General features: G+C 73.3%; 21 protein-coding genes. 13 read left to right on the top strand and 8 right to left on the bottom strand.

What is annotated here, in order from left to right:
- Positions 1-310 precede the first annotated feature (310 nt).
- The 7 genes from GXW83_RS31500 to GXW83_RS31470 all read left to right on the top strand — a co-directional run bounded on the left by GXW83_RS31500 (position 311) and on the right by GXW83_RS31470 (position 8724).
- The gene (locus tag GXW83_RS31500; RefSeq protein ID WP_182446408.1) at positions 311-2068 is read left to right on the top strand and encodes a hypothetical protein; all 1758 of its coding nucleotides are present in this window, start codon (positions 311-313) and stop codon (positions 2066-2068) included.
- 111 nt (positions 2069-2179) lie between these two features.
- Positions 2180-3703: a bifunctional lysylphosphatidylglycerol synthetase/lysine--tRNA ligase LysX gene (gene lysX / locus GXW83_RS31495; protein WP_182446407.1), complete on the top strand. Its 1524-nt coding sequence runs from the start codon at positions 2180-2182 to the stop codon at positions 3701-3703.
- Positions 3704-3819: 116 nt separating this feature from the next.
- On the top strand, positions 3820-3978 hold the full coding sequence (locus GXW83_RS31490) for a hypothetical protein (protein ID WP_182446406.1): 159 nt from the start codon (positions 3820-3822) through the stop codon (positions 3976-3978).
- 132 nt (positions 3979-4110) lie between these two features.
- Positions 4111-4599 carry a BlaI/MecI/CopY family transcriptional regulator gene (locus tag GXW83_RS31485; RefSeq protein WP_182446405.1) on the top strand — a complete coding sequence of 163 codons (489 nt, stop codon included), beginning with the start codon at positions 4111-4113 and terminating at the stop codon, positions 4597-4599.
- A gap of 18 nt (positions 4600-4617) precedes the next feature.
- Positions 4618-5121, top strand: a complete 504-nt coding sequence (locus GXW83_RS31480; protein ID WP_182446404.1) for an amino-acid N-acetyltransferase — start codon at positions 4618-4620, stop codon at positions 5119-5121.
- 134 nt (positions 5122-5255) lie between these two features.
- Positions 5256-5600: an Lsr2 family protein gene (locus GXW83_RS31475; RefSeq protein WP_182446403.1), complete on the top strand. Its 345-nt coding sequence runs from the start codon at positions 5256-5258 to the stop codon at positions 5598-5600.
- Positions 5601-6210: 610 nt separating this feature from the next.
- A complete protein-coding gene (locus tag GXW83_RS31470) occupies positions 6211-8724 on the top strand; it encodes an ATP-dependent Clp protease ATP-binding subunit (RefSeq protein WP_182446402.1) in 2514 nt (837 codons plus the stop codon).
- 82 nt (positions 8725-8806) lie between these two features.
- Here GXW83_RS31470 and GXW83_RS31465 read toward each other — a convergent pair whose 3' ends face one another.
- From GXW83_RS31465 to GXW83_RS31450, 4 genes are all read right to left on the bottom strand, one after another.
- Positions 8807-9916, bottom strand: a complete 1110-nt coding sequence (locus tag GXW83_RS31465; RefSeq protein WP_182446401.1) for a ferritin-like domain-containing protein — start codon at positions 9914-9916, stop codon at positions 8807-8809.
- 220 nt (positions 9917-10136) lie between these two features.
- Complete coding sequence (locus GXW83_RS31460; RefSeq protein WP_182446400.1) at positions 10137-11705, bottom strand: aldehyde dehydrogenase family protein; 1569 nt, start codon at positions 11703-11705, stop codon at positions 10137-10139.
- Between the two features lie 195 nt (positions 11706-11900).
- Positions 11901-12503, bottom strand: coding sequence for a TetR/AcrR family transcriptional regulator (locus GXW83_RS35165; protein ID WP_182446399.1), 603 nt, complete (start codon positions 12501-12503; stop codon positions 11901-11903).
- Between the two features lie 47 nt (positions 12504-12550).
- Positions 12551-13525, bottom strand: a complete 975-nt coding sequence (locus GXW83_RS31450) for an A/G-specific adenine glycosylase (RefSeq protein ID WP_182446398.1) — start codon at positions 13523-13525, stop codon at positions 12551-12553.
- 159 nt (positions 13526-13684) lie between these two features.
- Here GXW83_RS31450 and GXW83_RS31445 point away from each other — a divergent pair, with 159 nt between their 5' ends.
- The gene (locus tag GXW83_RS31445; protein ID WP_182446397.1) at positions 13685-14626 is read left to right on the top strand and encodes a hypothetical protein; all 942 of its coding nucleotides are present in this window, start codon (positions 13685-13687) and stop codon (positions 14624-14626) included.
- Positions 14627-14659: 33 nt separating this feature from the next.
- Here the strand turns inward: GXW83_RS31445 and disA are convergent, their stop codons facing one another.
- Together disA and radA are read right to left on the bottom strand one after the other, a co-directional pair.
- A complete protein-coding gene (disA, locus tag GXW83_RS31440; protein ID WP_182447688.1) occupies positions 14660-15718 on the bottom strand; it encodes a DNA integrity scanning diadenylate cyclase DisA in 1059 nt (352 codons plus the stop codon).
- A gap of 176 nt (positions 15719-15894) precedes the next feature.
- Positions 15895-17481 carry a DNA repair protein RadA gene (gene radA / locus GXW83_RS31435; protein ID WP_182446396.1) on the bottom strand — a complete coding sequence of 529 codons (1587 nt, stop codon included), beginning with the start codon at positions 17479-17481 and terminating at the stop codon, positions 15895-15897.
- Positions 17482-17590: 109 nt separating this feature from the next.
- Between radA and GXW83_RS31430 the strand changes: the two genes are divergently transcribed.
- On the top strand, positions 17591-19285 hold the full coding sequence (locus GXW83_RS31430; RefSeq protein ID WP_182446395.1) for a sigma-70 family RNA polymerase sigma factor: 1695 nt from the start codon (positions 17591-17593) through the stop codon (positions 19283-19285).
- Positions 19286-19299: 14 nt separating this feature from the next.
- Here the strand turns inward: GXW83_RS31430 and GXW83_RS31425 are convergent, their stop codons facing one another.
- On the bottom strand, positions 19300-20127 hold the full coding sequence (locus GXW83_RS31425) for a hypothetical protein (protein WP_370466823.1): 828 nt from the start codon (positions 20125-20127) through the stop codon (positions 19300-19302).
- Between the two features lie 181 nt (positions 20128-20308).
- Here GXW83_RS31425 and GXW83_RS31420 point away from each other — a divergent pair, with 181 nt between their 5' ends.
- Positions 20309-20989, top strand: a complete 681-nt coding sequence (locus GXW83_RS31420; protein WP_182446394.1) for a heme oxygenase (biliverdin-producing) — start codon at positions 20309-20311, stop codon at positions 20987-20989.
- A gap of 6 nt (positions 20990-20995) precedes the next feature.
- Here GXW83_RS31420 and GXW83_RS31415 read toward each other — a convergent pair whose 3' ends face one another.
- The gene (locus GXW83_RS31415; RefSeq protein ID WP_182446393.1) at positions 20996-21811 is read right to left on the bottom strand and encodes an AIM24 family protein; all 816 of its coding nucleotides are present in this window, start codon (positions 21809-21811) and stop codon (positions 20996-20998) included.
- 133 nt (positions 21812-21944) lie between these two features.
- Here GXW83_RS31415 and GXW83_RS31410 point away from each other — a divergent pair, with 133 nt between their 5' ends.
- From GXW83_RS31410 to GXW83_RS31400, 3 genes are all read left to right on the top strand, one after another.
- Positions 21945-22880 carry a Ppx/GppA phosphatase family protein gene (locus GXW83_RS31410; RefSeq protein WP_182446392.1) on the top strand — a complete coding sequence of 312 codons (936 nt, stop codon included), beginning with the start codon at positions 21945-21947 and terminating at the stop codon, positions 22878-22880.
- A gap of 414 nt (positions 22881-23294) precedes the next feature.
- Complete coding sequence (locus GXW83_RS31405; protein WP_182447686.1) at positions 23295-24131, top strand: sugar phosphate isomerase/epimerase; 837 nt, start codon at positions 23295-23297, stop codon at positions 24129-24131.
- 22 nt (positions 24132-24153) lie between these two features.
- Entirely contained in the window at positions 24154-24918 is a 765-nt protein-coding gene (locus tag GXW83_RS31400) for a class I SAM-dependent methyltransferase (RefSeq protein ID WP_182446391.1), read from the top strand.
- The last annotated feature ends 61 nt before the right edge of the window (positions 24919-24979 follow it).

The raw sequence follows: 24979 nt of genomic DNA, 5'->3' as shown, positions 1-24979 counted from the left end.
GCGGAACAGCGAAGCAGCAGAACAGCACCGAACAGGCAGCGCGCGGCGCGGCCCGGCCGATCCGGCGGGGCCGCGCCGTCCCGCGTCCGCATACGTGCACGTGTCCGGGTCCGCGCCGACCGGGCTGACCTGCGCGGACGGCCGCCGGGGTCACGGCCCGATCACGGCTGGGGATCGATTGGGCGGGCGATCCCGACGCCAATCGCCCAAAGCGCCCATTGTCGCCCCGGCCGCGGGCGGCGGCGGTGGCGGCGGCCCCGCGGGCAGTGGTGTGATCACGCTCTCCACACCATTCCTCCGGGGGATCTCCATGCCTCACCCGCGCATGCGCACCGCCGTACGGCTCGGGGCGACCGCCGCCGCGACCGCCCTCCTGTCCGCCGGTTTCGCCGGGATCCCGGCCCAGGCCGCCGCACCCGAGAACCTGTTCGCGCTGATGGCCCCGGACGCGCAGACCATCCTGCCGCAGTCCGCGCTGCCCCAGGGCTCGGCGTTCCGCACCATCAGGCCCGTGGTCCTGAGCGAGGGCAGCCGGATCACCGGCGTCACGATCACCGTGGACGCCTCGGAGCTGGTCGGCGTCGCCGAGCTGTCGCTGCCCTCCCAGTGCCGCTACACCGACAAGGCCGAGCTGCGGGCCAGCTGCACCGTCGGCACGGTCGGCAGCCTCGACCCGGCCGGGGTCGACCTGGGCATCCGCGCCGTCGCCGGGGCCCCCGCCGGCGCCCAGGGCCGGATCACCTTCGCGGCCACCGCCACCAACGCCGTCGAGGACACCGAGGGCGGCGTGGACGACACCACCCCGGTCACCGTGGGCGACGGCGCCGACCTGGCCGCCCAGCAGCTCGGCAGCCTGACGGTGAAGCCCGGGGGCTCCACCGCCTTCACCCCCCAGGTGACCAACCTCGGCGACCGCGACTCCCACGGCGTGGTGATGTTCATCGGCGCCGAGTCGCTCGGCCTGGACGGCTCCTCCGGCTTCAGCATCGGCGGGAACTACAGCAACTGCCACTACGGCGTCGGCGACGTCGGCGATCCGGCCGACAGCGACACCGGCGTCCTGTGCCGCTTCGACAGCACGGTGATCCACCCGGGCGAGGTCCTGGTGCCCTCGGCGCCGGTCACCGTGCTCGCCGCCCGGTCGGCGCGGTCGGGCATGGTCGCCTATGGCTTCGACGTCACCGGCGGCGCCCTGGACACCCAGACCACCAAGGGCCACCCGGGCACCGGCCCGGCGCTGACCCTGGTGCCCGCACCGGCCGCGCGCCAGGCCCGGCCCGGCCCGGGCAACGTCGACATCGACTACGACAACAACGTCGCCTACTCGCCGATCAGCACCGGCCAGGCCGACGACGTCGCCGCCGTCGGCGCGGACGTCCACGGCACGGTCGGCCGCGCCCTGCCGGTCACCGTCGGTGTCAGGAACGTCGGCACCCTGCCCACGCCCCCGCTGGACGGCGCCCCCTCGCCGAAGGACACCGCCATCGTGATGGCGGCCTTCCCCCAGGGCGTGAGCATCACCCGCGCCCCCGCGGACTGCCAGTCGGTCGACCTGTCGGACCCCACCCAGACGGCCCGGCTGCCCCAGGCCGTGCGCTCGGCGCTGAGCGCGCACCGCCCGGCCGACGACGGCGGGCTCCCCGGCGACATCGGCGCGGTCTACGGCTGCCTGGTCGACCACGTGCTCAAGCCCGGCCAGAGCGCGCTGTTCAGCTTCACCGCCAAGCCGACCAGGGTGCTGGACCAGGCCCAGGGCGAGGTGGTGGCGGTCGGCCCGGACGACGACGCCACCCCGCAGAACAACCTGGCCGCGCTGACCGTCTCGGCGGTCCGGGCCGGAGCCTCGTCCGCGCCCACCGCCGCCCCCTCGGCCCCGGCGTCGGCCTCGGCCTCCGCGCCCGCCACCGCGGCTCCGTCCGGCCCGGCCGCGCCCGGCTCGGGCAGCCTGGCCGGGACCGGCGGCGGTGACGACTCGCTGCCGCTGGCCGGGGTCGGCGCGGTGGCCGTGCTGCTCGGCGCGGGCGCGGTGGCACTGACCCGCCGCCGCAGGTCCGGCGGGCGCGGCTGAGCCCCGGCCGACCACCGGTCGGCCACCCGGCGGCGGCCGGCGCCCAGCGCGCCGGCCGCCGCGCGGGCCATCGGTTAGAGCACCGGCCCCCACCCTGGATACCCTGGGGCCGTGACTGATCAGACCCCCGTGCCAGCAGCTGATGACCTCCCCGAGCAGATGCGGGTGCGCCGCGAGAAGCTGGAGCGCCTGCGCGCCTCCGGCGTCGACCCGTACCCGGTGGGCTTCCCCCGGACGACGACCCTCGCCGACCTCCGCGCCGCCCACCCCGACCTGGCGGCGGACGTCGCCACCGGCGAGCGCGCCGGGGTCACCGGCCGCGTCGTGCTCAGCCGGCCCGGCGGCAAGCTGTGCTTCGCCACCCTCCGCGACGGCACCGCCGACCTCCAGGTGATGCTGTCCCTGGACCGGCTCGGCGCCGACAGCCTGGCCTCCTGGAAGGCCGACATCGACCTGGGCGACCACGTCGGCGTCGAGGGCGAGGTCATCACCTCCAAGCGCGGCGAGCTGTCGATCATGGTGGACCGCTGGGCGCTCACCGCGAAGTGCCTGCGCCCGCTGCCCGACAAGCACAAGGGGCTGACCGACCCGGAGGCCCGGGTCCGGCAGCGCTACGTCGACCTGATCGTCAACCCCGAGGCGCGGGAGCTGCTCTACCTGCGCAGCAAGGTCGTCCGCTCGGTCCGCCGCACCTACGAGGAGCGCGGCTTCACCGAGGTCGAGACGCCGATGATGCAGCCGGTCCACGGCGGCGCCAACGCGCGCCCGTTCCGGACCCACATCAACGCGTACGACATGGACCTGTTCATGCGGATCGCGCCGGAGCTGTACCTCAAGCGGCTGGCGGTCGGCGGCGCGGAGAAGATCTTCGAGATCAACCGCAACTTCCGCAACGAGGGCGCGGACTCCACGCACAACCCCGAATTCACCATGCTGGAGTCGTACGAGGCGTACGGCGACTACGACACCCAGGCCGAGCTGATCCGCGCCACGATCATCAACGCCGCCCGGGACGCGCTGGGCACCACGGTGATCCGGGGCGTGGACCCGCACGGGGTGGAGCACGAGATCGACCTGGCCGAGCCCTGGGCCGAGATCACCGTCTACGGCGGCATCTCGGAGAAGCTCGGCACCGAGATCACCCCGGACAGCACCGTCGAGGAGCTGCGCAAGCTGGCCGACGCGGCCGGCGTCCCCTACGAGAAGAAGTGGGGCCACGGGCAGATCGTGCTGGAGATGGTCGAGCGGCTGCTGGAGGAGGACGCGATCAAGCCGACCTTCATCCGGGACTACCCGACCGAGGTCTCCCCGCTCACCCGGCAGCACCGGAGCAACCCCGGGGTCGCCGAGAAGTGGGATCTGATGATCTTCGGCACCGAGATCGGCACCGGCTACTCCGAGCTGGTCGACCCGGTCGAGCAGCGGGCCCGGCTCACCGCGCAGTCGCTGCTCGCGGCCGGCGGCGACGTGGACGCCATGCAGCTGGACGAGGACTTCCTGCGGGCGCTGGAGTTCGCCATGCCGCCCACCGGCGGCCTTGGCATGGGCGTGGACCGGCTGATCATGCTGCTGACCGGCAAGAACATCCGCGAGACGCTGCTGTTCCCGCTGGTGAAGCCGGACAGCCAGGGCTGACCCCGGAACAGCGCGCGCACAGCGCTCACCCCGGCCCCTGGAGCGCACAGGGGCCGGGGCTAACCTTCTGGTGGACGGTTCCCCCATCCAGTCACCCACCGAGGCGGTCCGGAACAATGCAGTACCTTGAGGCGCTGACGCCCCCCACCGTGATGTGCATCGCTTTCGCGCTGATGATCCGCACCCTGTTCCGCAACCAGGGCGGGGCCGCCGCGGCCCGCGAGGACGCGGCCGCGGACGCCATCATCCTGAAGCAGGGCGCCCCGCAGGACTGAGCTTTCCCCGGCACTTCCCGTTCCTCCCCGGCGCCGCCCGGGCGCGGCTCTGCCGCTTTGTCCGGAAAAGGTGATATTTGCACTGTTGGAAGCCCGCAAGGTTTCCATCGGACGCACGGGAAGAGAACCGCGATGGCACGCCGGCTCGGTGAACTTGAGAACGAGGTGATGTCCCGCCTCTGGCAGTGGAATCGCCCGGTGACGGTTCGTGAGGTTCTTGAGGATCTGCTCCAGGAACGCGAACTCGCCTACACCACGGTCATGACCGTGATGGACAAGTTGTTCCAGAAGGGATGGCTCCGCCGGGAACAGGAGGGGCGGGCCTTCCGTTATGAGCCGGTTTCCTCACGGGAGGCTTATACGGCCGCCCTGATGAACGACGCGTGGGCGACGAGTGACAACCCGGCGGCGGCTCTGGTGCACTTCTTCGGGATGATGTCCCCGGAACAGCAGGAAGCGCTCCGCGACGCATTGCGGGTGGTCGCCCCGCAGCTGTCCGAACAGCCCCCGGAAGAGGCGCCCGAACAGTCGGTCGAGCCCCCCGCCGAAGAGGCCGCCGAGCAGCCCGCCGAAGAAGAGCCCGGCCCGGGACCGGATATCCCGGAGCAGCCGGGCGGCTGAGCGCGATAGCGTCCTGCCATGGAGGTCACCATCCGCCGGGCGCGGACGAGCGATGTACGGGCAGTGCGCCGACTGGTTGACGGCTACGCGCGCGAACGAATCCTGTTGAACAAGCCGACGGTCACGCTCTTTGAATCCGTACAGGAGTTCTGGGTCGCCGAACGGGACGACGACGCCGAGGTCGTGGCCTGCGGCGCGCTCCATGTGATGTGGGAAGATCTGGCCGAGGTGCGCACCCTGGCGGTCGATCCGGCCTGCCGCGGGACCGGTATCGGGCACGTCCTGCTGGAGAAGCTCATCTCCACCGCACGCTGGATCGGTGTGCGCCGGATTTTCTGCCTCACCTTTGAGGTCGACTTCTTCAGCAAACACGGCTTCAGTGAGATCGGCTCCACGCCGGTCGACGGCGACGTGTACGAGGAGCTGCGGCGCAGCTACGACGAGGGCGTCGCGGAGTTCCTCGACCTGGAACGGGTGAAGCCGAACACCTTGGGCAACACCCGGATGCTCTTGCATCTCTGAGTGTCCCCGGGCGGTCCCCGGCGTTGTCCCGGGGGCTGCGGATGCGGCCTTCTCGTGCAGGGGGTTTGAGTTTTCCGCAGAAAAGCGGTTTCCTTTCCTACAAGTAATCCGAGCTTTTGAGGAAAGGGAAGCCCGTGGCGCAGAAGGTCCAGGTCCTTCTTGTCGACGATCTCGAGGGCGGAGAGGCGGACGAGACCGTGACGTTCGCTCTCGACGGGGTTGCCTACGAGATCGATCTCACTCATGAGAATGCAGGCAAGCTGCGCGAGCTGCTCGCCCCCTACACGGCAGGCGGCCGCAAGCAGAGCGGGCGCGTCAGTGCCGTCCGCGGCGGCCGCGCCCGCGCGCCGCGCCCCGTCGGGGGCAACCCGGACACGGCGAAGATCCGCGCCTGGGCCAAGGAGGAGGGCTACGACGTGAACGACCGCGGCCGGGTGCCCAGCCACCTCCGCGAGGCGTACGAGAAGGCCCACGGCTGATCCGGCCGTCCAGGTGCGACCGGCCGAGCCGCCCCGTCCGGGCGCGGGCAGCCGTTCCCGGCCCCGGCGGGGCGTCCAGGGGTCCACAGGGCCCCGGGCCCGCGTCCGGGGCCGCAGCGGCGCCGCGCGGGGCGCGGGCCGCCTCGGGGTGTGCTGCTCGGGTGTGGCACACCCTGCCCAACGGGCGACGGACGGCCCCGGTTACGCGCGTCGCCACACCGGACGCCCGATGTCACACAGTTGGCCCGCACCGTTCGTCCCGCTTCTCGCCGGGCGAACACCCGGTCGTGGTCGAACGGGAATGGATGGCGGTGCCGCACGGGTATGAAGCCTGTGTGGAGGCACGGACGGCCGGGGTCGGAGAGCCGGTCCTGCGGCGTGTCGTCGGGAGCGTTCGCCGTCGGCGTAGCGATTCCAGGTGGATCTGCTTGGCCTGCGGGAACACCATCCCGGAGCATTCGGTTGGAGTCATTGTCGGCCGCCGCGTACATAACGGGGCGTCGGCTGTCGGCGGTAGACGTGAGCTGTTCCGGTCGCCGGGACTAGCATGCGGAAGGACAGGGAGGGGACCGACCCCTCACTGCCCGACCGCTCTGAGGAGCGATTAACGATGTTCGAGAGGTTCACCGACCGCGCGCGGCGGGTTGTCGTCCTGGCTCAGGAAGAAGCCCGGATGCTCAACCACAACTACATCGGCACTGAGCACATCCTCCTGGGTCTGATCCACGAGGGTGAGGGTGTCGCCGCTAAGGCCCTGGAGAGCCTCGGGATTTCGCTCGAGGCGGTCCGCCAGCAGGTTGAGGAGATCATCGGGCAGGGGCAGCAGGCCCCGTCCGGCCACATCCCCTTCACTCCTCGGGCGAAGAAGGTCCTGGAGCTGTCGCTCCGGGAGGCCCTCCAGCTCGGCCACAACTACATCGGGACCGAGCACATCCTGCTCGGCCTCATCCGTGAGGGCGAGGGCGTGGCCGCCCAGGTCCTCGTGAAGCTCGGCGCCGACCTGAACCGGGTCCGGCAGCAGGTCATCCAGCTGCTGTCCGGCTACCAGGGCGGCGGCAAGGAGTCGGCCACGGCCGGGGGCCCGGCCGAGGGCACTCCCTCGACCTCGCTGGTCCTCGACCAGTTCGGCCGCAACCTGACCCAGGCGGCCCGCGAAGCCAAGCTCGACCCGGTGATCGGGCGCGAGAAGGAGATCGAGCGGGTCATGCAGGTGCTGTCCCGCCGCACCAAGAACAACCCGGTGCTGATCGGCGAGCCCGGCGTCGGCAAGACCGCCGTCGTCGAGGGCCTGGCCCAGGCCATCGTCAAGGGCGAGGTCCCGGAGACGCTGAAGGACAAGCAGCTCTACACCCTCGACCTGGGCGCCCTGGTCGCCGGCTCCCGCTACCGCGGTGACTTCGAGGAGCGCCTCAAGAAGGTGCTCAAGGAGATCCGCACCCGCGGCGACATCATCCTGTTCATCGACGAACTGCACACCCTGGTGGGTGCGGGCGCCGCCGAGGGCGCGATCGACGCGGCCAGCATCCTCAAGCCCATGCTGGCCCGGGGCGAGCTGCAGACCATCGGCGCGACCACGCTGGACGAGTACCGCAAGCACCTGGAGAAGGACGCCGCGCTGGAGCGCCGCTTCCAGCCGATCCAGGTGGCCGAGCCCTCGCTGGCGCACACCATCGAGATCCTCAAGGGTCTGCGCGACCGCTACGAGGCGCACCACCGGGTGTCCATCACGGACGCCGCGCTGGTCGCCGCCGCGACGCTGGCGGACCGCTACATCTCGGACCGCTTCCTCCCCGACAAGGCGATCGACCTCATCGACGAGGCCGGCTCGCGGATGCGCATCCGCCGCATGACCGCGCCGCCGGACCTGCGCGAGTTCGACGAGAAGATCGCCGACGTGCGCCGGGAGAAGGAGTCCGCGATCGACGCGCAGGACTTCGAGAAGGCCGCTTCGCTCCGCGACAACGAGAAGCAGCTCCTGCAGGCCAAGGCCAAGCGGGAGAAGGAGTGGAAGGCCGGCGACATGGACGTCGTCGCCGAGGTGGACGAGGAGCTGATCGCCGAGGTCCTGGCGACGGCCACCGGCATCCCGGTCTTCAAGCTCACCGAGGAGGAGTCCTCCCGGCTGCTGCGCATGGAGGACGAGCTGCACAAGCGCGTCATCGGCCAGAAGGACGCCATCAAGGCGCTCTCCCAGGCCATCCGGCGCACCCGTGCGGGCCTCAAGGACCCGAAGCGCCCCGGCGGCTCGTTCATCTTCGCCGGCCCCTCCGGCGTCGGTAAGACCGAGCTGTCCAAGACGCTGGCGGAGTTCCTCTTCGGCGACGAGGACGCGCTGATCCAGCTCGACATGTCCGAGTTCAGCGAGAAGCACACGGTCTCCCGACTGTTCGGCTCGCCTCCCGGCTACGTCGGGTACGAGGAGGGCGGCCAGCTGACCGAGAAGGTCCGCCGGAAGCCGTTCTCGGTGGTCCTCTTCGACGAGGTCGAGAAGGCCCACCCGGACATCTTCAACTCGCTGCTGCAGATCCTGGAGGACGGTCGGCTGACCGACAGCCAGGGCCGGGTGGTGGACTTCAAGAACACCGTCATCATCATGACCACCAACCTCGGCACCCGGGACATCTCCAAGGGCTTCAACCTGGGCTTCGCCGCCCAGGGCGACGTCTCCACCGGGTACGAGCGGATGAAGGCCAAGGTCGGCGAGGAGCTGAAGCAGCACTTCCGCCCCGAGTTCCTGAACCGCGTGGACGACATCGTGGTGTTCCACCAGCTGTCCGAGGAAGACATCATCCAGATCGTCGACCTCATGGCCGCCAAGGTGGACGACCGGCTCAAGGACCGCGACATGGGCCTGGAGCTGACCCCGGCCGCCAAGTCGCTGCTGGCCAAGCGCGGCTACGACCCGATCCTGGGCGCCCGGCCGCTGCGCCGGACCATCCAGCGCGAGATCGAGGACGTCCTCTCGGAGAAGATCCTCTTCGGCGAGCTGCGGGCCGGGCACATCGTCCTGGTCGACGTCGAGGGCGAGGGCAAGACGGCGAAGTTCACCTTCGTCGGCGCCGACAAGTCGCCGATCGCGGACACCCCGCCGGTGGCCGCGGGCCCGGATCTCACCAAGGGCTGACCGGCACGGACGAAACAGGGCCCGTCCCCCGCTCCTCGTGAGCGCGGGACGGGCCCTGTTTCCGTCTCAGTCGGCGACCGTCTCAGTCGGCGACCGCGCCGGAGGCGATGGCCGCCTCCACCTCGGCGATCCGGGCCGCCTCCTCGGCGGCGAAGCGCTCCGCGTCGAGCTGCTCGGCGATGTCCTCGTCCTGCTGCATCAGCAGGTCCAGGTTGGAGTCGCCCAGCTCGAAGACGCCCATGTCCAGGTAGGCCCGCTGGAGCCGCGGTCCCCACAGGCCGATGTCCTTGACGCAGGGCACGATCCGGGAGAACAGCAGCTTGCGGAAGAAGGTCAGGTACTCGCTCTGCTCGCTGATGGCCTCCGCGTCGGCGAGCGGGATGCCGAAGTTCTCCAGCACCTCCGTGCCGCGCAGCCGGTCCCGCATCAGGTAGCAGCCCTCGATGACGAAGTCCTCCCGCTCGGCCAGCTCGGCGCGGGTCAGCTGGGAGTAGTAGTCGCGCAGCGCCATCCGGCCGAAGGCCACGTGCCGGGCCTCGTCCTGCATGACGTAGGCGAGCAGCTGCTTGGGCAGCGGCTTGCTGGTGGTGTCCCGGATCAGCCCGAAGGCGGCCAGTGCCAGGCCCTCGATGAGCACCTGCATGCCGAGGTAGGGCATGTCCCAGCGGGAGTCGCGCAGGGTGTCGCCGAGCAGCGCCTGCAGGTTGTCGTTGATCGGGTAGAGCATGCCGATCTTCTCGTGCAGGAAGCGGGAGTACAGCTCGGCGTGGCGGGCCTCGTCCATGGTCTGGGTCGCGGAGTAGAACTTGGCGTCCAGATCGGGCACGGACTCGACGATCCGGGCGGCGCAGACCATCGCGCCCTGCTCGCCGTGCAGGAACTGGCTGAACTGCCAGGAGGCGTAGTGCCGGCGCAGTTCGGCCCGGTTCTGCGGGCTGAAGCTGTCCCAATAGCGGGTGCCGTGGATGGTGAGCGACTCGTCGGGCAGGCCGAGCGGGTCGTACGGATCGACCTCCAGCGACCAGTCGATGCGCTTGGCCGCGTCCCACTGCTTGTCCTTGCCCTTCTGGTAGAGCGCCAGCAGCCGGTCCCGGCCGTCGTCGTACTCCCAGGTGAAGCGCGCGGAGCCGGAGGCCGGGACGGTCCAGAGGCCTTCGGCGACGGGGTTGGCGTAGCGGTCGTGGGTCGTCATCGACGGTCTCCTCGGCGTGTGCGTCGCGGGGCGGTGCAGGGCACATCCAGGAGCGTCACACGGAAGTTACTGACGGGTCAACAGTCTTGCCGGGGCGGGACCGCACTCCTGGGGCGCCCGGGCACGGCCGGTGGCGGAGCGGCGCACGGGCGCAGCCGAACGGCGCCGCGCGGGGGCTGCGCGGCGCCGTCGGAGAGCACGGGGGCGGCGGGTGCCGGGGTCAGCGGGAGGGGTAGAGCGAGTACCCGGGGAAGTTGCCGTAGAGCTTCTCCTCGGCGCCGTCCGGCCCGTGCGTGACCGCCTGGACGAGCAGGTCGCCGCCGACGAACGCGCCCTTCCAGGAGGCGCCGAGCCCGCCGAAGACCTCCTCCCGGTCGCCGCGCGAGCGGGGCTTGTTGACGCCGATCTTGAAGGCCAGCAGGTCCGGTGCGATCCGGGCGGCGAACGCCTCGTCGTCGGTGGCGATGCTGGCCACCAGCGAGCCGTTGCCGGCGTTCATGGCCGCCAGCAGCTCCGCCTCGGTGTCCACCAGGACGATGGAGTCCAGCGGCCCGAACGGCTCGGAGTGGTGCAGCGCCCAGCTGCTCGGCGGCTCCAGCACGCAGGCCGGGGCCAGGTAGGCGGCGGTGTCCTGGCCGGGCAGGAAGGTCCCCTCGGCCAGGGAGCCCCGGTACAGCGGGACCGCGCGGGCAGCCACCGCCTGCTCGAAGTGGCGGGCCAGCTCCTTGGCCTTGGCCGCGTGGATGACCGGGCCGAAGTCCAGCTCCGGGAAGGGCGTCTGCGGGTCGTCGTCGGCCACCGCCAGTGGATGCCCGAAGCGCAGCCCGCCGACCACCCTCAGGTAGGTCTCCAGGAAGGCCGGGAACAGCCGGCGCTGGACGACGTAGCGCGGGTAGGCGGTGCAGCGCTGCTTGGCGTACTCGAAGCCCTTGCGCAGGTGGGCGGCCAGGGTCGGCCAGTCGCTGTAGTCCCAGACGCCCCAGGTGTTCAGGCCCTCCTGCTCCAGGAAGTGGCGGCGGTTCAGATCCGCCAGCGAGGTCGCGGCCCGGCGGCCGTTGGCGCGTCCGCCGACGAAGGCCAGCGCGCCCAGGCCGGGGGAGCGGATCAGCGAGTCGGCGATCTCCGAGCCCATGCCGGAGAGCAGCGACACCGGCAGCCCGGCCCGGCGCATCAGCGCGTGGGCCAGGGTCAGGCAGTGGAAGCCGCCCTGCGAGGGGGTCTTGGCGATGACCGCGTTCCCGGCCAGCAGCTGCACCAGCTCGGCGTGCACCTGCACGCTCATCGGGTAGTTCCAGCTGGCGATGTTGGACACCGGGCCCGGCAGCGGACGCCGCGGGCTGTCGGAGTGCAGCCCCAGCTGGCGTTCGATGTTGGCGAGGTACCAGCGCACCCCGTCCAGCGCCCGGTCCACGTCGGCGCAGGCCAGCCTCCAGGGCTTGCCGATCTCCCAGACCAGCAGCAGCGCCAGCAGCTCCCGCTGCTCGGCCAGGGCGTCCACGGCGGCGCCCACCCGGGCCGCCCGCTCGTCCAGCGGTACCGAGGCCCAGCGCTCGTGCTCGGCGATGGCGAAGTCGACGGCGGCCGCCGCCTCCTCGACGCCGACGCGCGGCGGCCCCGGGATCGGGCTGCCGTCCAGCGGCGTGGTGTGGAAACCGGGGGTGCCGACGGCGTGCCAGTCGCCGCGGACCAGGTTCAGCAGCCGGTCCGGGGAGAACGCCTCGGGTGCGGTCCGGATGCAACGGGCGTAGGTCTCGGCCCAGGATGTGCCGGATTTGAGCTGGAGGGTCACGGTGCGCTCCTGATCGAGGGAGGAGGGAGCGTTCGGCCTTGCAGGTCATCCAGCCTTGCACGATCAGGGCGTGCGCGGGTATGGGAGCTGGGCCGGGAGTGGGGCAGCTCACGCTCCTCCGGCGCGGCCTCCCGGCGTCCGGGAACCGACATCCCCGCGTCCGGGAGCGGCCTCCCCACGCCCCGGCGGGCCTGCCTAGCTCCGGGCGGGCTTGCCGATCTGCTCGGCGACGTCCAGCGCGACCCGTACCGCGACCTCCTGGCGGGTCTGCGGGTCGGGCAGCTCCGGGGCGGCCGGATCGTGCTCGGCGACCGAGTCGGAGATGAAGTGCGTGACGTTGACGACCATCAGCGACACCGCCGCGCGGACCCGGTCCTCGAAGGTCGGCTCGGGGCCCTGCATCAGCTTGGTCAGCTTGATCATCCGCTCCTTGAAGCGGCTGCCGACGCTCAGCTCGCGGATGGTGGGCTGGTTCTCGTGGAAGAAGCGCAGCAGCCGCTGCCGGTCGGCCATGCCCTCGGCGAAGCGGCGGACGATCTCGTCCCGTACGGCCGGGCTGTAGGGCTGCTGCTCGCCCCAGGCGATGGCCTCGTCGATGGGCGCGGACATGCTGTCCACGATCCCGGCGAGGATGTCCTCCTTGGTGCGGAAGTGGTAGTACAGCGCGGCCTTGGTCACCCCGAGCCGGTCGGCGATCTCGCGCAGCGAGGTCTTCTCGTAGCCGTGCTCGGCGAACAGCTCCAGAGCGATGTCCACAATGCGCGCCCGGGTGTCCCCGCGAGGTGTCTGGGTCGTCATCGCTCCGCCTGTGGACCTGTGTGGTGGTGGTTTGTTCGAGACTGAGCTTACCGCGCGTCCGGCGCGGGTACTAGCCGGTCGGCAAGTAGGTTGGCGTGTCCCCGCAGATCGCCCACCGGCACCGGCGCGCCGCCCGGGAGCCGGTAGACCCCGGGCGCGACCGGCTCCACCAGGCCGTCCGCGACCAGGCCGTCCAGGGCCCGGGCCCGCTGCACCTGGTCCGGCCAGACCGCGTCCAGGTCGGCCTGGGCCACCTCGGCGCGGGTCGCCCGCAGCACCGCCAGCAGCTTCCCGCGCACCTGGCGGTCGGTCCCGGCGTAGGTCTGCCCCCGGCGCGGCGGCCCGTCGTGCGCCGGGCTGCCCGCCAGCCGCCAGGCGCACTGCGCCGACACCGGGCAGCGTGAGCACTCCGGCGACCGGGCCGTGCACACCAGCGCGCCCAGCTCCATCACGGCGACGCCCCAGGTGGCGGCGGTCTCCGGGTCGTCCGGCAGCAGTGCGGCGGCGGTGCGCCGCTCGGCGGCGGTGGTCGCGGTCGGCGGGAACTCGGTGCCGTCCACGAGCCGGGCCAGCACCCGGCGGACGTTGGTGTCCAGCACGGCGTGCCGCTGCCGGAAGGCGAAGGAGGCGACGGCCGCGGCCGTGTACTCGCCGACGCCGGGCAGCGACAGCAGCTCGGCGTGGTCGGTCGGCACCGAGCCGCCGTGGCGCTCGACGATCGCGGTCGCGGCGGCGTGCAGCCGCAGCGCCCGGCGCGGGTAGCCCAGCCGCCCCCAGGCGCGGACGGCCTCGCCGGGCGGGTCGGCGGCCAGCGCCGCCGGCGTCGGCCAGCGCTCCAGCCACTCGGCGTACAGGGGCAGCACCCGCTTCACCGAGGTCTGCTGGAGCATGAACTCGCTGACCATCACCGCCCAGGCGCCGGCGTCCGGCTCGCGCCAGGGGAGTTCGCGGGCGTTGGCGGCGTACCAGGCGAGGATCTCGCGGTGGAGGCGCGGGGCGGAGAGGGCGGCGTTCGTGTTCATGACGGTGTCGATGGTCGCACACCTCCGGTCACAACCGGGTAACCGGATTGGTCGCAGGAAACCATTCGGATGGCCGATCAGGCCGATGATGTGAAAGAAGGGACCACGGGTACGGCGGTGTTGCTCTGACCGGGGGTTGATCTCTCGTAAGGTTTGCTCGTGCCTTCTCTGCGCAATCCTGTCGGGCCTCTGCCCTCGTCCATCTACTGGCGGCGCCGCGTTGTCGTGCTGGTCGTCCTCGTCGCGGTGCTCGCCCTGGTCGGGTGGCTCCTCTTCGGCGGGGGAGGCGGCGGCACCAGGAGCGTGACGGGGGGCAGGGGCACCCAGCCCGCGAAGTCGATCACCCCCGGGCCGACCGGCTCCACCGCGCCGTCCGGCTCGGGCAACGGCGGCTCCAGCGACGGCGCGCCGAGCGGCGGGGCGAGCAGCGGTACGGGCAAGGGCGCGGGCGGCAGCGGCGGATCCGGGCACGGGTCCGGCGGGTCCGGCTCCACGCCGGGCACCGGGGCGCCGGGCGGCGGGCAGCCGGTCACGGTCACCGAGGGCGGCCCGGGCAGCGGGGCCGCCGGCTCGGGCGGTTCGAGCGGCAGCAGCGGCTCCAGCGGCGGCGCGGGCACCGGCGCCGGCGCGGGCACCGGCGCCGGGGGCACCCCGGTCGTCGCCGGCAGCCCGGCCACCATGGCCCTCCCGGTGTGTCTGGCCTCCGACCTGGAGCTCTCGCTGACCAGTACCGAGCCCACGTACACGGCCGCGCAACTGCCGGCCTTCCAGCTGGCCATCACCAACACCAGCGGCGGCGCCTGCCGGACCGACCTCGGCGCCGCCTCGGCCGTGGTGGTCGTCAGCACCAGCGGCAACAGCCACGTCTGGTCCTCCGGCGACTGCCCGGCGGACACCGCCTCGCAGTGGTACGCCGTCCCCGGCTCGGGCACCCCGATCACCGCCACCTTCCAGTGGAGCCGGATGACCTCGGCCCGGGGCTGCACCCCCGGCACCGGCGGCGCGGCGGCCGGGCCCGGCACCTACGTCGTCCAGGTCAGCCTGAAGGGCGTCACCGCCCAGCCGTCGTACCAGTTCCGGCTCGCGCCGTTCGGCAGCTGACGGGCCGTCTGGGCCCGCGCCGCGCGCGCGGGCTCAGACGTAGCGTTCCAGGATGGACGACTCGGCCAGCCGGGACAGCCCCTCGCGGACCGAGCGGGCACGGGTCTCGCCGACGCCCTCGACGGCCTGGAGGTCGTCGAGGCTGGCGGCGAGCAGCTTCTGCAGCCCGCCGAAGTGCTCGATCAGCCGCTCGATGACGGTGTTGGGCAGCCGCGGGACCTTGGCCAGCAGCCGGTAGCCGCGCGGGCTGACGGCGGTGTCCAGGGCCTCCGGGGTGCCCGGGTAGCCCAGCGCCTTGGCGACCGTCTGCAGCTCCAGCAGCTCGGGGTGGGAGAGCGCGTCCAAGTCGGCGAGGACGTCGTTGACGGTGCGGCCCCGCTTGGCGGCGCGGTCCGGGAAGTAGTCCCGGGCGACCAGTTCGCGGTCCGGCTCGACCCCGGCGATCAGCTCCTCCAGCTGGAGCGACAGCAGCCGGCCGTCGGTGCCCAACTCCACCACGTAGCCCGCGATCTCCCCGGCGATGCGGCGGACCAGCTCCAGCCGCTGGGCGACGGCGGAGACATCACGGACCGTCACCAGGTCCTCGATCTCCAGGGCGGAGAGGGTGCCGGCCACTTCGTCCAGGCGCAGCTTGTAGCGCTCCAGCGTGGCCAGGGCCTGGTTGGCGCGGGAGAGGATCGCCGCGGAGTCCTCGATGACCCGGCGCACGCCGTTGACGTACAGCGCGATCAGCCGCATCGACTGGCTGACCGAGACCACCGGGTAGCCGGTCTGCTTGTTGACGCGCTCGGCGGTGCGGTGCCGGGTGCCGGTCTCCTCGGTGGGGATGGTGGCGTCCGGGACGAGCTGGACCCCGGCCCGGACGATCCGGGTGATGTCCTTGTCGAGGACGACCGCGCCGTCCAGCTTGCACAGCTCGCGCAGCCGGGTCGCCGAGAACTCGACGTCCAGCACGAAGCCGCCGGTGCTCAGCGCCTCCACCTGCTTGTCGAAGCCGAGCACGATCAGCCCGCCGGTGCGGCCGCGCAGCACCCGCTCCAGGCCGTCGCGCAGGGGCGTGCCAGGGGCTACGGCGCTGAGCGAGGCCCGCATCAGGGCCTCCTCGCGGGAGGAGCGATCCGCCCGGTCGTTGGCTGCCACGGGACGACTCCTCCGGTGGGGTGAGGGGGTGCGCGACTGAGTTTACCGGTGGGCGCCGCAGGCCGTGGCTGGATATAGGCGGGATGGGGGGCGACGGGTGTCCGCGGGCGCTCCCGGCCGCGCCCGGACTAGCCGGGATCGACCTCCTCCCAGCCGTCCATCAGCTCGGCCGGATCGTCCGGGACGTCCAGGAACGCGGGCAGGCCGCTGCCGCCCCGGCCCGCGCCGGAGCCGGAGGCAGAACCGGGGCGGGAGCCGGGCCCGGCGCCGTTTCCGGAGCCCGACGTCCGGCCCGCGCCCGCGCCGGAACCCGCGCCCGCGCCCCCGCCCGAGCGGCGGCCGGAGCCGCGCCTGCCGGGGATCGCCGCCATGGCCTCGGCGATGGTGGAGACCTCGGTCACCCGCATGCCCCGGGGGACCTTCCCCGGATCCGGCGGGACCAGGGCGTGGGTGAAGCCCAGCCGCGCCGCCTCGGCGAGCCTGCGCTCCACCCCGGTGACCCGGCGCACCTCGCCCGCCAGGCCCACCTCGCCGATCGCCACCAGGTTCGGCGGCAGCGGCGTGTCGGCCGCTGAACTGGCCACCGACAGCGCGATCGCCAGGTCCACCGAGGGCTCGGTGAGCTTCACCCCGCCGACGGTCGCCGTGTAGATGTCGAGCTTGCCCAGCCGCACCCCGGCGTGCCGCTCGACCACGGCCAGGATCATGGCGATCCGCGGCGACTCCAGGCCGGAGGTGGTCCGCCGGGGCGAGGGGATCTGCGAATCCACCATCAGCGCCTGTACCTCGGCGACCAGCGGGCGGCGCCCCTCCAGGGTGACGGTCAGGCAGGTCCCCGGGACCGGTTTCTCCCGTTTCGTCAGGAACAGCCCGGACGGGTCGGGCAGGCCGACGATGCCGGAGTCGCTCAGCTCGAAACAGCCCACCTCGTCGGTCGCGCCGTAGCGGTTCTTGATGCCCCGGATGATCCGCAGCCGGGCGTGCCGGTCGCCCTCGAAGTGCAGCACCACGTCCACCAGGTGCTCCAGCAGCCGCGGCCCGGCGATCGAGCCGTCCTTGGTGACATGGCCCACCAGCAGCGTGGACATGGCCCGGGTCTTGGACGCCCGGATCAGCGCCGCCGTCACCTCCCGGATCTGCGCCGGGCCGCCGGGCGCGCTGTCCAGCTGGCCGGAGGCGATGGTCTGCACCGAGTCCAGGATCAGCAGCGACGGGTTGACCTGCTCGATGTGGCCCAGCACCGCCCCCAGGTCGGTCTCCGCCGCCAGGTAGAGGTGCGGGGACAGGGCGTTGATCCGGTCCGCCCGTAGCCGGACCTGGCTCGCCGACTCCTCGCCGGTGACGTACAGGGTGCGGTGGGTCTCGCTGGCGGCCTTGGCCGCCACGTCCAGCAGCAGCGTCGACTTGCCCACACCGGGCTCCCCGGCCAGCAGCGCGACCGCGCCCGGCACCAGGCCGCCGCCCAGCACCCGGTCCAGCTCGTCGATGTTGGTCGGCCGGGAGGCGGCCACCCGGGCGTCCACCTGGCCGATGGGCAGGGCGGCGCTGCTCACCGGGCCGGCGGCGGTGGTCCGCACCGGGACCGCGCCGACCTCCTCGATGGTGCCCCAGGCGTTGCACTCGGTGCAGCGGCCGGTCCACTTGGGCGGGGTGGAGCCGCACTCCGTACACCGGTACGAGGAGCGGACCTTGGGAGACGTCGATCGTGCTGCCATGCCGTGAACGCTACAACCCGGCACTGACAGCGCCGCCCACTCACCCGAAAGGGGTACGCCGCCCGCAAGCTCCGGTGGGCGGCGCGGGCCGGGCCCTAACGTCGGGGAGGTGACCACCCGGACCCAGGCCAGAGCCGTTCCCCGGCAGCGCGGCCTCGACGAGGCATGGGAACACCTGACCGACGCGCTGTACACCTACTGCCTCTCCGTCCTGTGCGACCAGGCGGAGGCGGTCGCCGCCGTACGCGAGGTGCGGCGGCTGGCGGCGCGGCACCGGCGGCGGCTGCGCCGGCCGGCGCTCCAGCGCGCCTGGCTGTACGCGCTGGCCCGGTACTGCTGCCTGCTGCGGATGGAGAACGCCGACCCGCTGCCGGGCGGCGGCCGACCGCAGGCCCCGGGCCTGGGCAGGCTCGCCTGGCCCGAGACGGCCGGCTCCACCCCGGCCCAGCGCGAGGCGCTGGAGCTCACCGGACGCCACGGGCTGGGCACCGGGGAGCTGGCGGCGGTGCTGGGGATGCGCGACGAGCAGGCCGGGGCGCTGGTCGCCCGGGCCGTGTGCGAGATGGAGCGGACGGCGGCGGCGCTGAGCGTCCTGGACGCCGACGGCTGCCCGGAACTGCGGCGGCTCGGCGGCGAGCGCGGCCCGGTGCTCGGCCCGGCGCTGCGCGGCGAGCTGGTCCGCCACCTGGACGACTGCCCCACCTGCCGGGGCACGGCGGAGCGCGCCGCCGCACTGGGCCCCTGGCCGGGAACGCTGCGCGCGCCCGGGACGCCGGGGCTGGTGGCCGCCCCCGGCGAGCTGCGGCAGGACGCGGGCGCGGAGGGCTTCGTCGCCCAGCTCGGCCGCCGGGACGACACCGCCCGCGAGCCCCGCTTCGACCGGCGCGGCTTCCCGGTGCACCGCGCCGCGCCCAGCCAGCGCGCGGTGCTGCTGCGGCAGCGGGCCGTGGCCGGCTCGGTCATCGCGGCGGTGGTGGCCGCCCCCGTCGTCGCGTTCTGGTCCACGCACCAGCGCCACCCGGTCCAGTCGGCCCCGGTCTCCTCGGTCAGCGTGGCGACGCCCGAGCCCGAACCGGCCGGCCCGCAGTCGCCGGGGCCGTGGGAGCCGCCGGAGCCGGGGCCCACCGCGTACGGCCCGGGCGGTCCCGGCGCCGGTGCGGCCGCCCCCGCCGGTCCGCCCGCCGCAGGCCCGGCCCCCGGCGGCGCGGGGACGGCCCCCGGCCCGGCGGGCGCGTCCGGGGCCTCGGTGGCGTCCGCGCAGCCCGCCGCGCAGCTCGAGGTGACCGCCGCCGAGGTCGGCGGACGGACCGTCGTCACCCTGGCCGACAGCGGCAGCAACCCGACCGCCTGGCAGATCACCGGCGGCGCGCCCTGGCTGCGGCTCAGCCGGGGCTCCGGCACGCTGCGGCCGGGGGAGCGGGCCACCGTGCTGGTCACCGTGGACCCGGGGCTGACCCCGGTCGACCCGTGGACCGCCCGGCTGACAGTGCAGCCGTCCGGCGCGGTGGTGACCCTGCGCGGCCCGGGCACCGGACGCCGGACCCTGCCGCCGCCCTCGGCGCCGAGCAGCAGCCCGACCGCTCCCGGCGGGCCGGTCGCCCCCACCGCCCCGAGCGGGCCGACGCCCGCGCCCAGCGGCAGCGCCGGAGCGCCCGGCACGCCGACTGCGAGCCCGACCGCGCCGCCGACCGGTCAGCCGGTCTCCACGCCCAGCGCCCCGGCCTCCGGCACGCCCGCCCCGGTGGCCTCGGCCACACCGCCGGCCACCGACCAGCCCCAGGGCCGCCACCGCCGCCCGGGCTGACGCCCGCCCGCAGGTCAGGCCGGGTCGGCCGGGTGGGGGGCGACCGGGGCGCCGAGGGTGGCCAGGTGGCGGGTGCAGAGCTGTTCCAGCACGGCGTAGCCGGCCTCGCCCATCAGCTCGGTCAGCTCCGCGCGGTAGCTGACGTACACCGGCTCCGCGCCGACGTGGGCGTCCGGGCTGCCGGTGCACCACCACTGCAGGTCGTGGCCGCCCGGCCCCCAGCCCCGGCGGTCGTACTCGCCGATGCTGACCTGGAGGTAGCGGGTGTCGTCCGGGCGGTCGATCCAGTCGTAGGTGCGCCGGATCGGCAGCTGCCAGCAGACGTCCGGCTTGGTCTCCAGCGGCTCCAGCCCCTCGGCCAGGGCCAGGGTGTGCAGTGAGCAGCCCTCGCCGCCGGGGAAGCCCGGGCGGTTGAGGAAGATGCAGGCGCCGTCGACCCGGCGGGTGCGCAGCTCGCCGTCCTCGTCGGGCTCGCTGATGCCCTTGGGGCCGTTGCCCTGCCGGTGGTACTGCCAGGTCTCCGGGGTGAGCCGGGCGGCGTGGCCGAGGACGCGCTGCTGGTCGTCCTCGTCGGACCAGTGCGCCCCCAGGGTGCAGCAGCCGTCGCTGGCCCGGCCGGGGCGGATGCCGTGGCAGCCCCGGCCGAAGATGCAGGTCCAGCTGGAGGTGAGCCAGGTCAGGTCGCACCGGAAGACCTGTTCGGCGTCGTCCGGGTCGGCGAATTCGACCCAGGCGCGGGCGAAGTCCAGCGGGACCTCGCGCTTGCGGGCCGCCGCTGCGGCCTTCTTCGCAGCCTTCTCGACTGCCTTGCGATCGGTGAGCGTGACGTCTACGGCTGGCACGGCTCCAGCCTATGTCCTCGGCGCCGCAGATCAGAGCCGGTGTTCACCGGGGTGGCGGCATCCGGTGACGGCAGTGGGCCCGATCGGTTAGGTTTTACCGACAGCATGTCGGTAAAGAATGGCCGGTGACCGCGACCGTGGGCGCGGCAGGGCGGCGACGCCCAGGACTGGGGAGGACCGGATGACCGAGCAAGCCGCCGCCGAGCCGCAGGCGGGCTTCGCCGCACTGCTGCGCAGCGCCACCGCGCGGGAGCACCAGGAGGCGGAGCAGTCCGCGTTCATGGGGAACCTGCTCGGCGGGCGCCTGGGCGTCGACGCCTACGCCGAGCTCGGCGGGCAGCTGTGGTTCGTCTACCGCGCCCTGGAGGACGCCGGGCTGGCGCTGGCCGCCGATCCGGTGGTCGGCCCGTTCGTCGACCCGGCCCTGCACCGCGCGCCCGAGCTGGAGCGGGACCTGCTCCACCTGCGCGGGCGGCACTGGCGCGACGGGCTGGTCCCGCTGCCCGCCACCGAGGCGTACGCCGCCCGGCTGCGGGAGGTGGCGGAGAGCTGGCCGAACGGCTTCCTCGCCCACCACTACACCCGCTACCTGGGCGATCTGTCGGGCGGTCAGATCATCCGCGGCATCGCCGAGAAGACCTGGGGCTTCGAGCGCAAGGGCGACGGCGTGCGGTTCTACGTCTTCGAGGCGGTGGACAACCCGGCCGCGTTCAAGCGCGGCTACCGGGCCCGGCTGGACGCGGCGGGCGAGGCGATCGGCGAGATCGAGCAGCGGCGGATCGCCGACGAGAGCCGGCACGCCTTCCGGCTGAACACCGGCCTCTTCCACGACCTGGGCGGGCTGCACCCGTTGAGCGCCTAGCGGCGGCTACTCGACCCGGGTCGAGAACAGGCCGCCGGTCGGGCCGTCCTTGTCCGGGCCCTCGGCCTTGCGCAGCGCGTTGGCCAGCCCCTCCAGCGTCATGGACTGCAGGATCACCTTGCCGTGGCCCTGGAGGGTGGCCAGCGACAGGCCGTCGCCGCCGAAGACGGCGTTCATCATGCCCTGGCGGTTGAGCGCGCCGACCCGCTCCACGCTGTAGCTGATGCCCTCCTCGAAGGCCACGATGCAGCCGGTGTGCACCTGCAGCGCGCCGCCGAAGTCCTGCAGCTCCAGGTCGATGAAGTTGCCCGCGCCGCCGATCAGCACGGTTCCGTAGCCGGTGAACTTCTCCAGCACGAAGCCCTCCCCGCCGCGCATCCCGGCGCGCAGCCCGGAGAAGGCGATGCCGAAGTTCACGCTGGACTCCGCCGCGATGAAGGCGTCCTTCTCGGCCAGCCAGGCCCGGCTGCCGTCCAGCTCCAGCGCGCGCATCTCGCCCGGGATGTGCCCGGCGAAGCCGAGCGTGCCCTCGCCGCCCTGGGCGGTGAAGTACTGGAAGGCGGCGCTCTCCCCGGCGAGCATCCGCTGCCCGACCTGCATCGCGGTGCCCATGGCCTGTCGCAGCAGCCCGCCCATGCCGCCCTGCTGACCGGGCATCGAACCCTGCTGCCCGTTGGAGGGCGTCGACAGCCGGGTGTCCATGCTCACATTGGTGGTCTTGAAGAGGAACTTCCCTGCCTCGCTGTACACCGTCTGCCCCGGCTGGAGTTGGACGACGGCCATCTGCATGGCATTGCCGACGATCTGGAGTTGCAGGGCCACAGGGGATCTCCTCGGGGGCGGGACGAAGGGCCGGCGTGAAGGGGCCGGTACGAAGGGGAGAACGGCACAGCCGCCCCGGCCGGTTCCTGACGCGGGATGATCGTTGCCCGCGCATCGCGTAGCGTGGAGAGTTATGCGACTTGGCGTGCTCGATGTGGGATCCAACACCGTCCACTTCCTCGTGGTGGACGCCCACCCCGGCGCCGCGCCCGTGCCCGCGTACTCCCACAAGATCGAGCTGAGGCTGGCCGAGCTTCTCGACGACGAGGGGGCCATCAGCGAGGACGGCGTGCGGCGGCTGGTGGACATGGTCGACTCCTCGATGCGGGTGGCCGAGGACAAGGGCGTCGAGGAGGTCCTGCCCTTCGCCACCTCCGCCGTGCGCGAGGCCGCCAACGGCGAGGAGGTGCTCAAGCGCGTCGAGCGGGAGACCGGCGTGCAGCTGCGGGTGCTCTCCGGCGGCGACGAGGCCCGGCTGACCTTCCTCGCGGCCCGCCGCTGGTACGGCTGGTCGGCGGGGCGGCTGCTGCTGCTCGACATCGGCGGCGGCTCGCTGGAGATAGCGTGCGGCGTGGACGAGCAGCCGGACGCGGCCATCTCGCTGCCGCTGGGGGCCGGCCGGCTCACCGCCGCCTGGCTGCCCGGCGACCCGCCCACCTCGGAGGCGGTGCGGGCGCTGCGCCGCCACGTCCGGGCGCAGATCGCCCGGACGGTGGGGGACGTCGCCCGGCTGGGCGTGCCGGACCACGTCGTCGGCACCTCCAAGACCTTCAAGCAGCTGGCCAGGATCACCGGCGCGGCCCGCGAGGCCGACGGCCCGTTCCTCAAGCGCACGCTGACCCGGGAGGCGCTGGCCACCTGGCTGCCGAGGCTGGCGACCATGACCACCGCGCAGCGGTCCGTCCTGCCCGGCGTCTCCGAGGGCCGGGCCCGGCAGCTGCTGGCGGGCGCCCTGGTCGCGGACGGCGCCATGGACCTGTACGGGGTGCAGGAGCTGGACATCTGCCCGTGGGCGCTGCGGGAGGGCGTGATCCTGCGGCGGCTGGACCAGATGGAGGGCGTGGAGTAGCAGCCCCGGGCCCGCCCCGCGCGCCGGTTGTCCGGATTGCGTGACAGGGGGCGAGGTGCTGTCCCCGGGCGCGGCCGACACGCATACGCTGTCTTCGTGGCGGAACCAGCTGAGGAAGAGCCGACGCGGGATTCCCGTTCCGGGGAGCCCCCGGACCGGCCCCGCGCGGGGCGTGCGGCCAAGGCGACCGGAGCAGCTGCCAAGAAGGCGGCGGCGGTCAAGAAGGCGGTTGCCGGAAAGACGGCCGCCGAGAAGACAGCCAGGAGGGCGGCCGAGAAGCCCGCTGGAAAGGCGGCCGGGAAGGCCGCCGCCCGGCGGTCGGCCGCGAGGACGGCGGCGCCCCGGGCGTCGGCGCGCGCCGTGCCCGGGGCGCCCGCGCGGCCGCCGGTACTGCCGGGCCCGCACCCGGCCGGGCTGCTCACCTCCGGCCCGGCCCTCCGCGTCCCGGACGCCAAGGTCGCGCTGTCCACCGCCTCGGTCTACCCGGAGAACACCGCCGCCGCCTTCGAGATCGCCGGACGCCTGGGCTACGACGGCGTCGAGGTCATGGTCTGGACGGACCCGGTCAGCCAGGACATCGAGGCGCTGCGCCGCCTCTCGGACTACCACGGCGTGCCGATCCTGGCGGTGCACGCGCCCTGCCTGCTGATCACCCAGCGGGTGTGGGGCACCGACCCGTGGTCCAAGCTGGTGCGGGCCCGCGCGGCGGCGGAGAAGCTGGGGGCGTCCACCGTCGTCGTCCACCCGCCGTTCCGCTGGCAGCGGCAGTACGCCCGGGACTTCGTCCAGGGGGTGTGGCGGATGGCGGAGGAGACCGACGTCCGCTTCGCGGTGGAGAACATGTACCCGTGGCGCTACCGGGACCGCGAGGTCGCCGCCTACGCGCCCGACTGGGATCCCACCACCGAGGACTACCGGCACTTCACCGTGGACCTCTCGCACGTCGCCACCTCCCGCACCGACGCGCTGGCCATGGTGGACCGGATGGGCGACCGGCTCGCCCACGTCCACCTCGCCGACGGCTCCGGATCGGCCAAGGACGAGCACCTGATCCCGGGGCGCGGCACCCAGCCCTGCGCCGAGCTGCTGGAGCGGCTGGCCGGCAGCGGCTTCGGCGGCCACGTGGTGCTGGAGGTCAACACCCGGCGCGCCCCGGGCCCGGTCGAACGCGAGGCCGAACTGGCGGAGGCGCTGGCCTTCACCCGGCTGCACCTGGCGACGGCCGCCCGGATAGGTTCGGGAAAACGCTGACTCGAGGATCGAGGCCCGGACCATGTCGTCCTTCCTGCCCGGCAGTGAGCTGTCGTCGTCCTTCGGCGCGGTGGCCGCCCAGTACGACGCCGCCCGCCCCGGCTACCCCGACGAGCTGTTCACCGCCGTCGAGCGGCTGAGCGGCCGTCCGCTGCGCGGCGCCCGGGTGCTGGACGTGGGCGCAGGTACCGGCATCGTCACCCGGCTGCTGCGCGGGCGCGGCGCCGACGTCGTCGCCGTCGAGCCCACGCCGGGGATGGCGGAGCAGCTGCGCCGGGTCTCCCCGGAGATCCCGCTGGTGCGCGGCGACGGCGACCGGCTGCCCTTCGCCGACGGCTCGGCCGACTTCGTCACCTACGGCCAGGCGTTCCACTGGACCACCCCGGCCAGGTCGGTGCCGGAGGCCCGCCGGGTGCTGCGACCGGGCGGGGCGCTGGCGGTGTTCTGGAACGTCAAGGACCGCACCCAGGGCTGGCCCCGGGAGCAGGAGCAGCGCCTGATCGCCGCCTGCCCGCAGTACCACGGCTACGGCGCGGTCAACGACAGCGCGCCCGAGCTGGAGCGGCTGGGCCTGTCGGTGCGGCGGGCGGTGCTGCGCTGGAGCCGCTCCATCCCGGTCGAGCAGGCCCTGGCCGACCTGGGCTCGCGCTCCTACGTGGCGGTGCTGGACGCGTCCCGCCGCGAGCAGGTGCTGACGGCGGAGCGCGCGGCGCTGCTGCGGGTCTTCCCGGACGGCGTCGTGGTCGAGGACTTCGACCTGGACGTCACGGTCGGCGTGGCGGCGTGACGGCCGCGGGCGTGGACCGGGCGGTGTCCACGCCCTGTATCGCATGGCGGACGCGGCGTCC

It is taken from the genome of Streptacidiphilus sp. PB12-B1b (genome assembly GCF_014084125.1).
GTDB lineage: Bacteria > Actinomycetota > Actinomycetes > Streptomycetales > Streptomycetaceae > Streptacidiphilus.
Note: the sequence above shows the minus strand (reverse complement) of the source record. Positions and strands in the feature narration are given on the sequence as shown.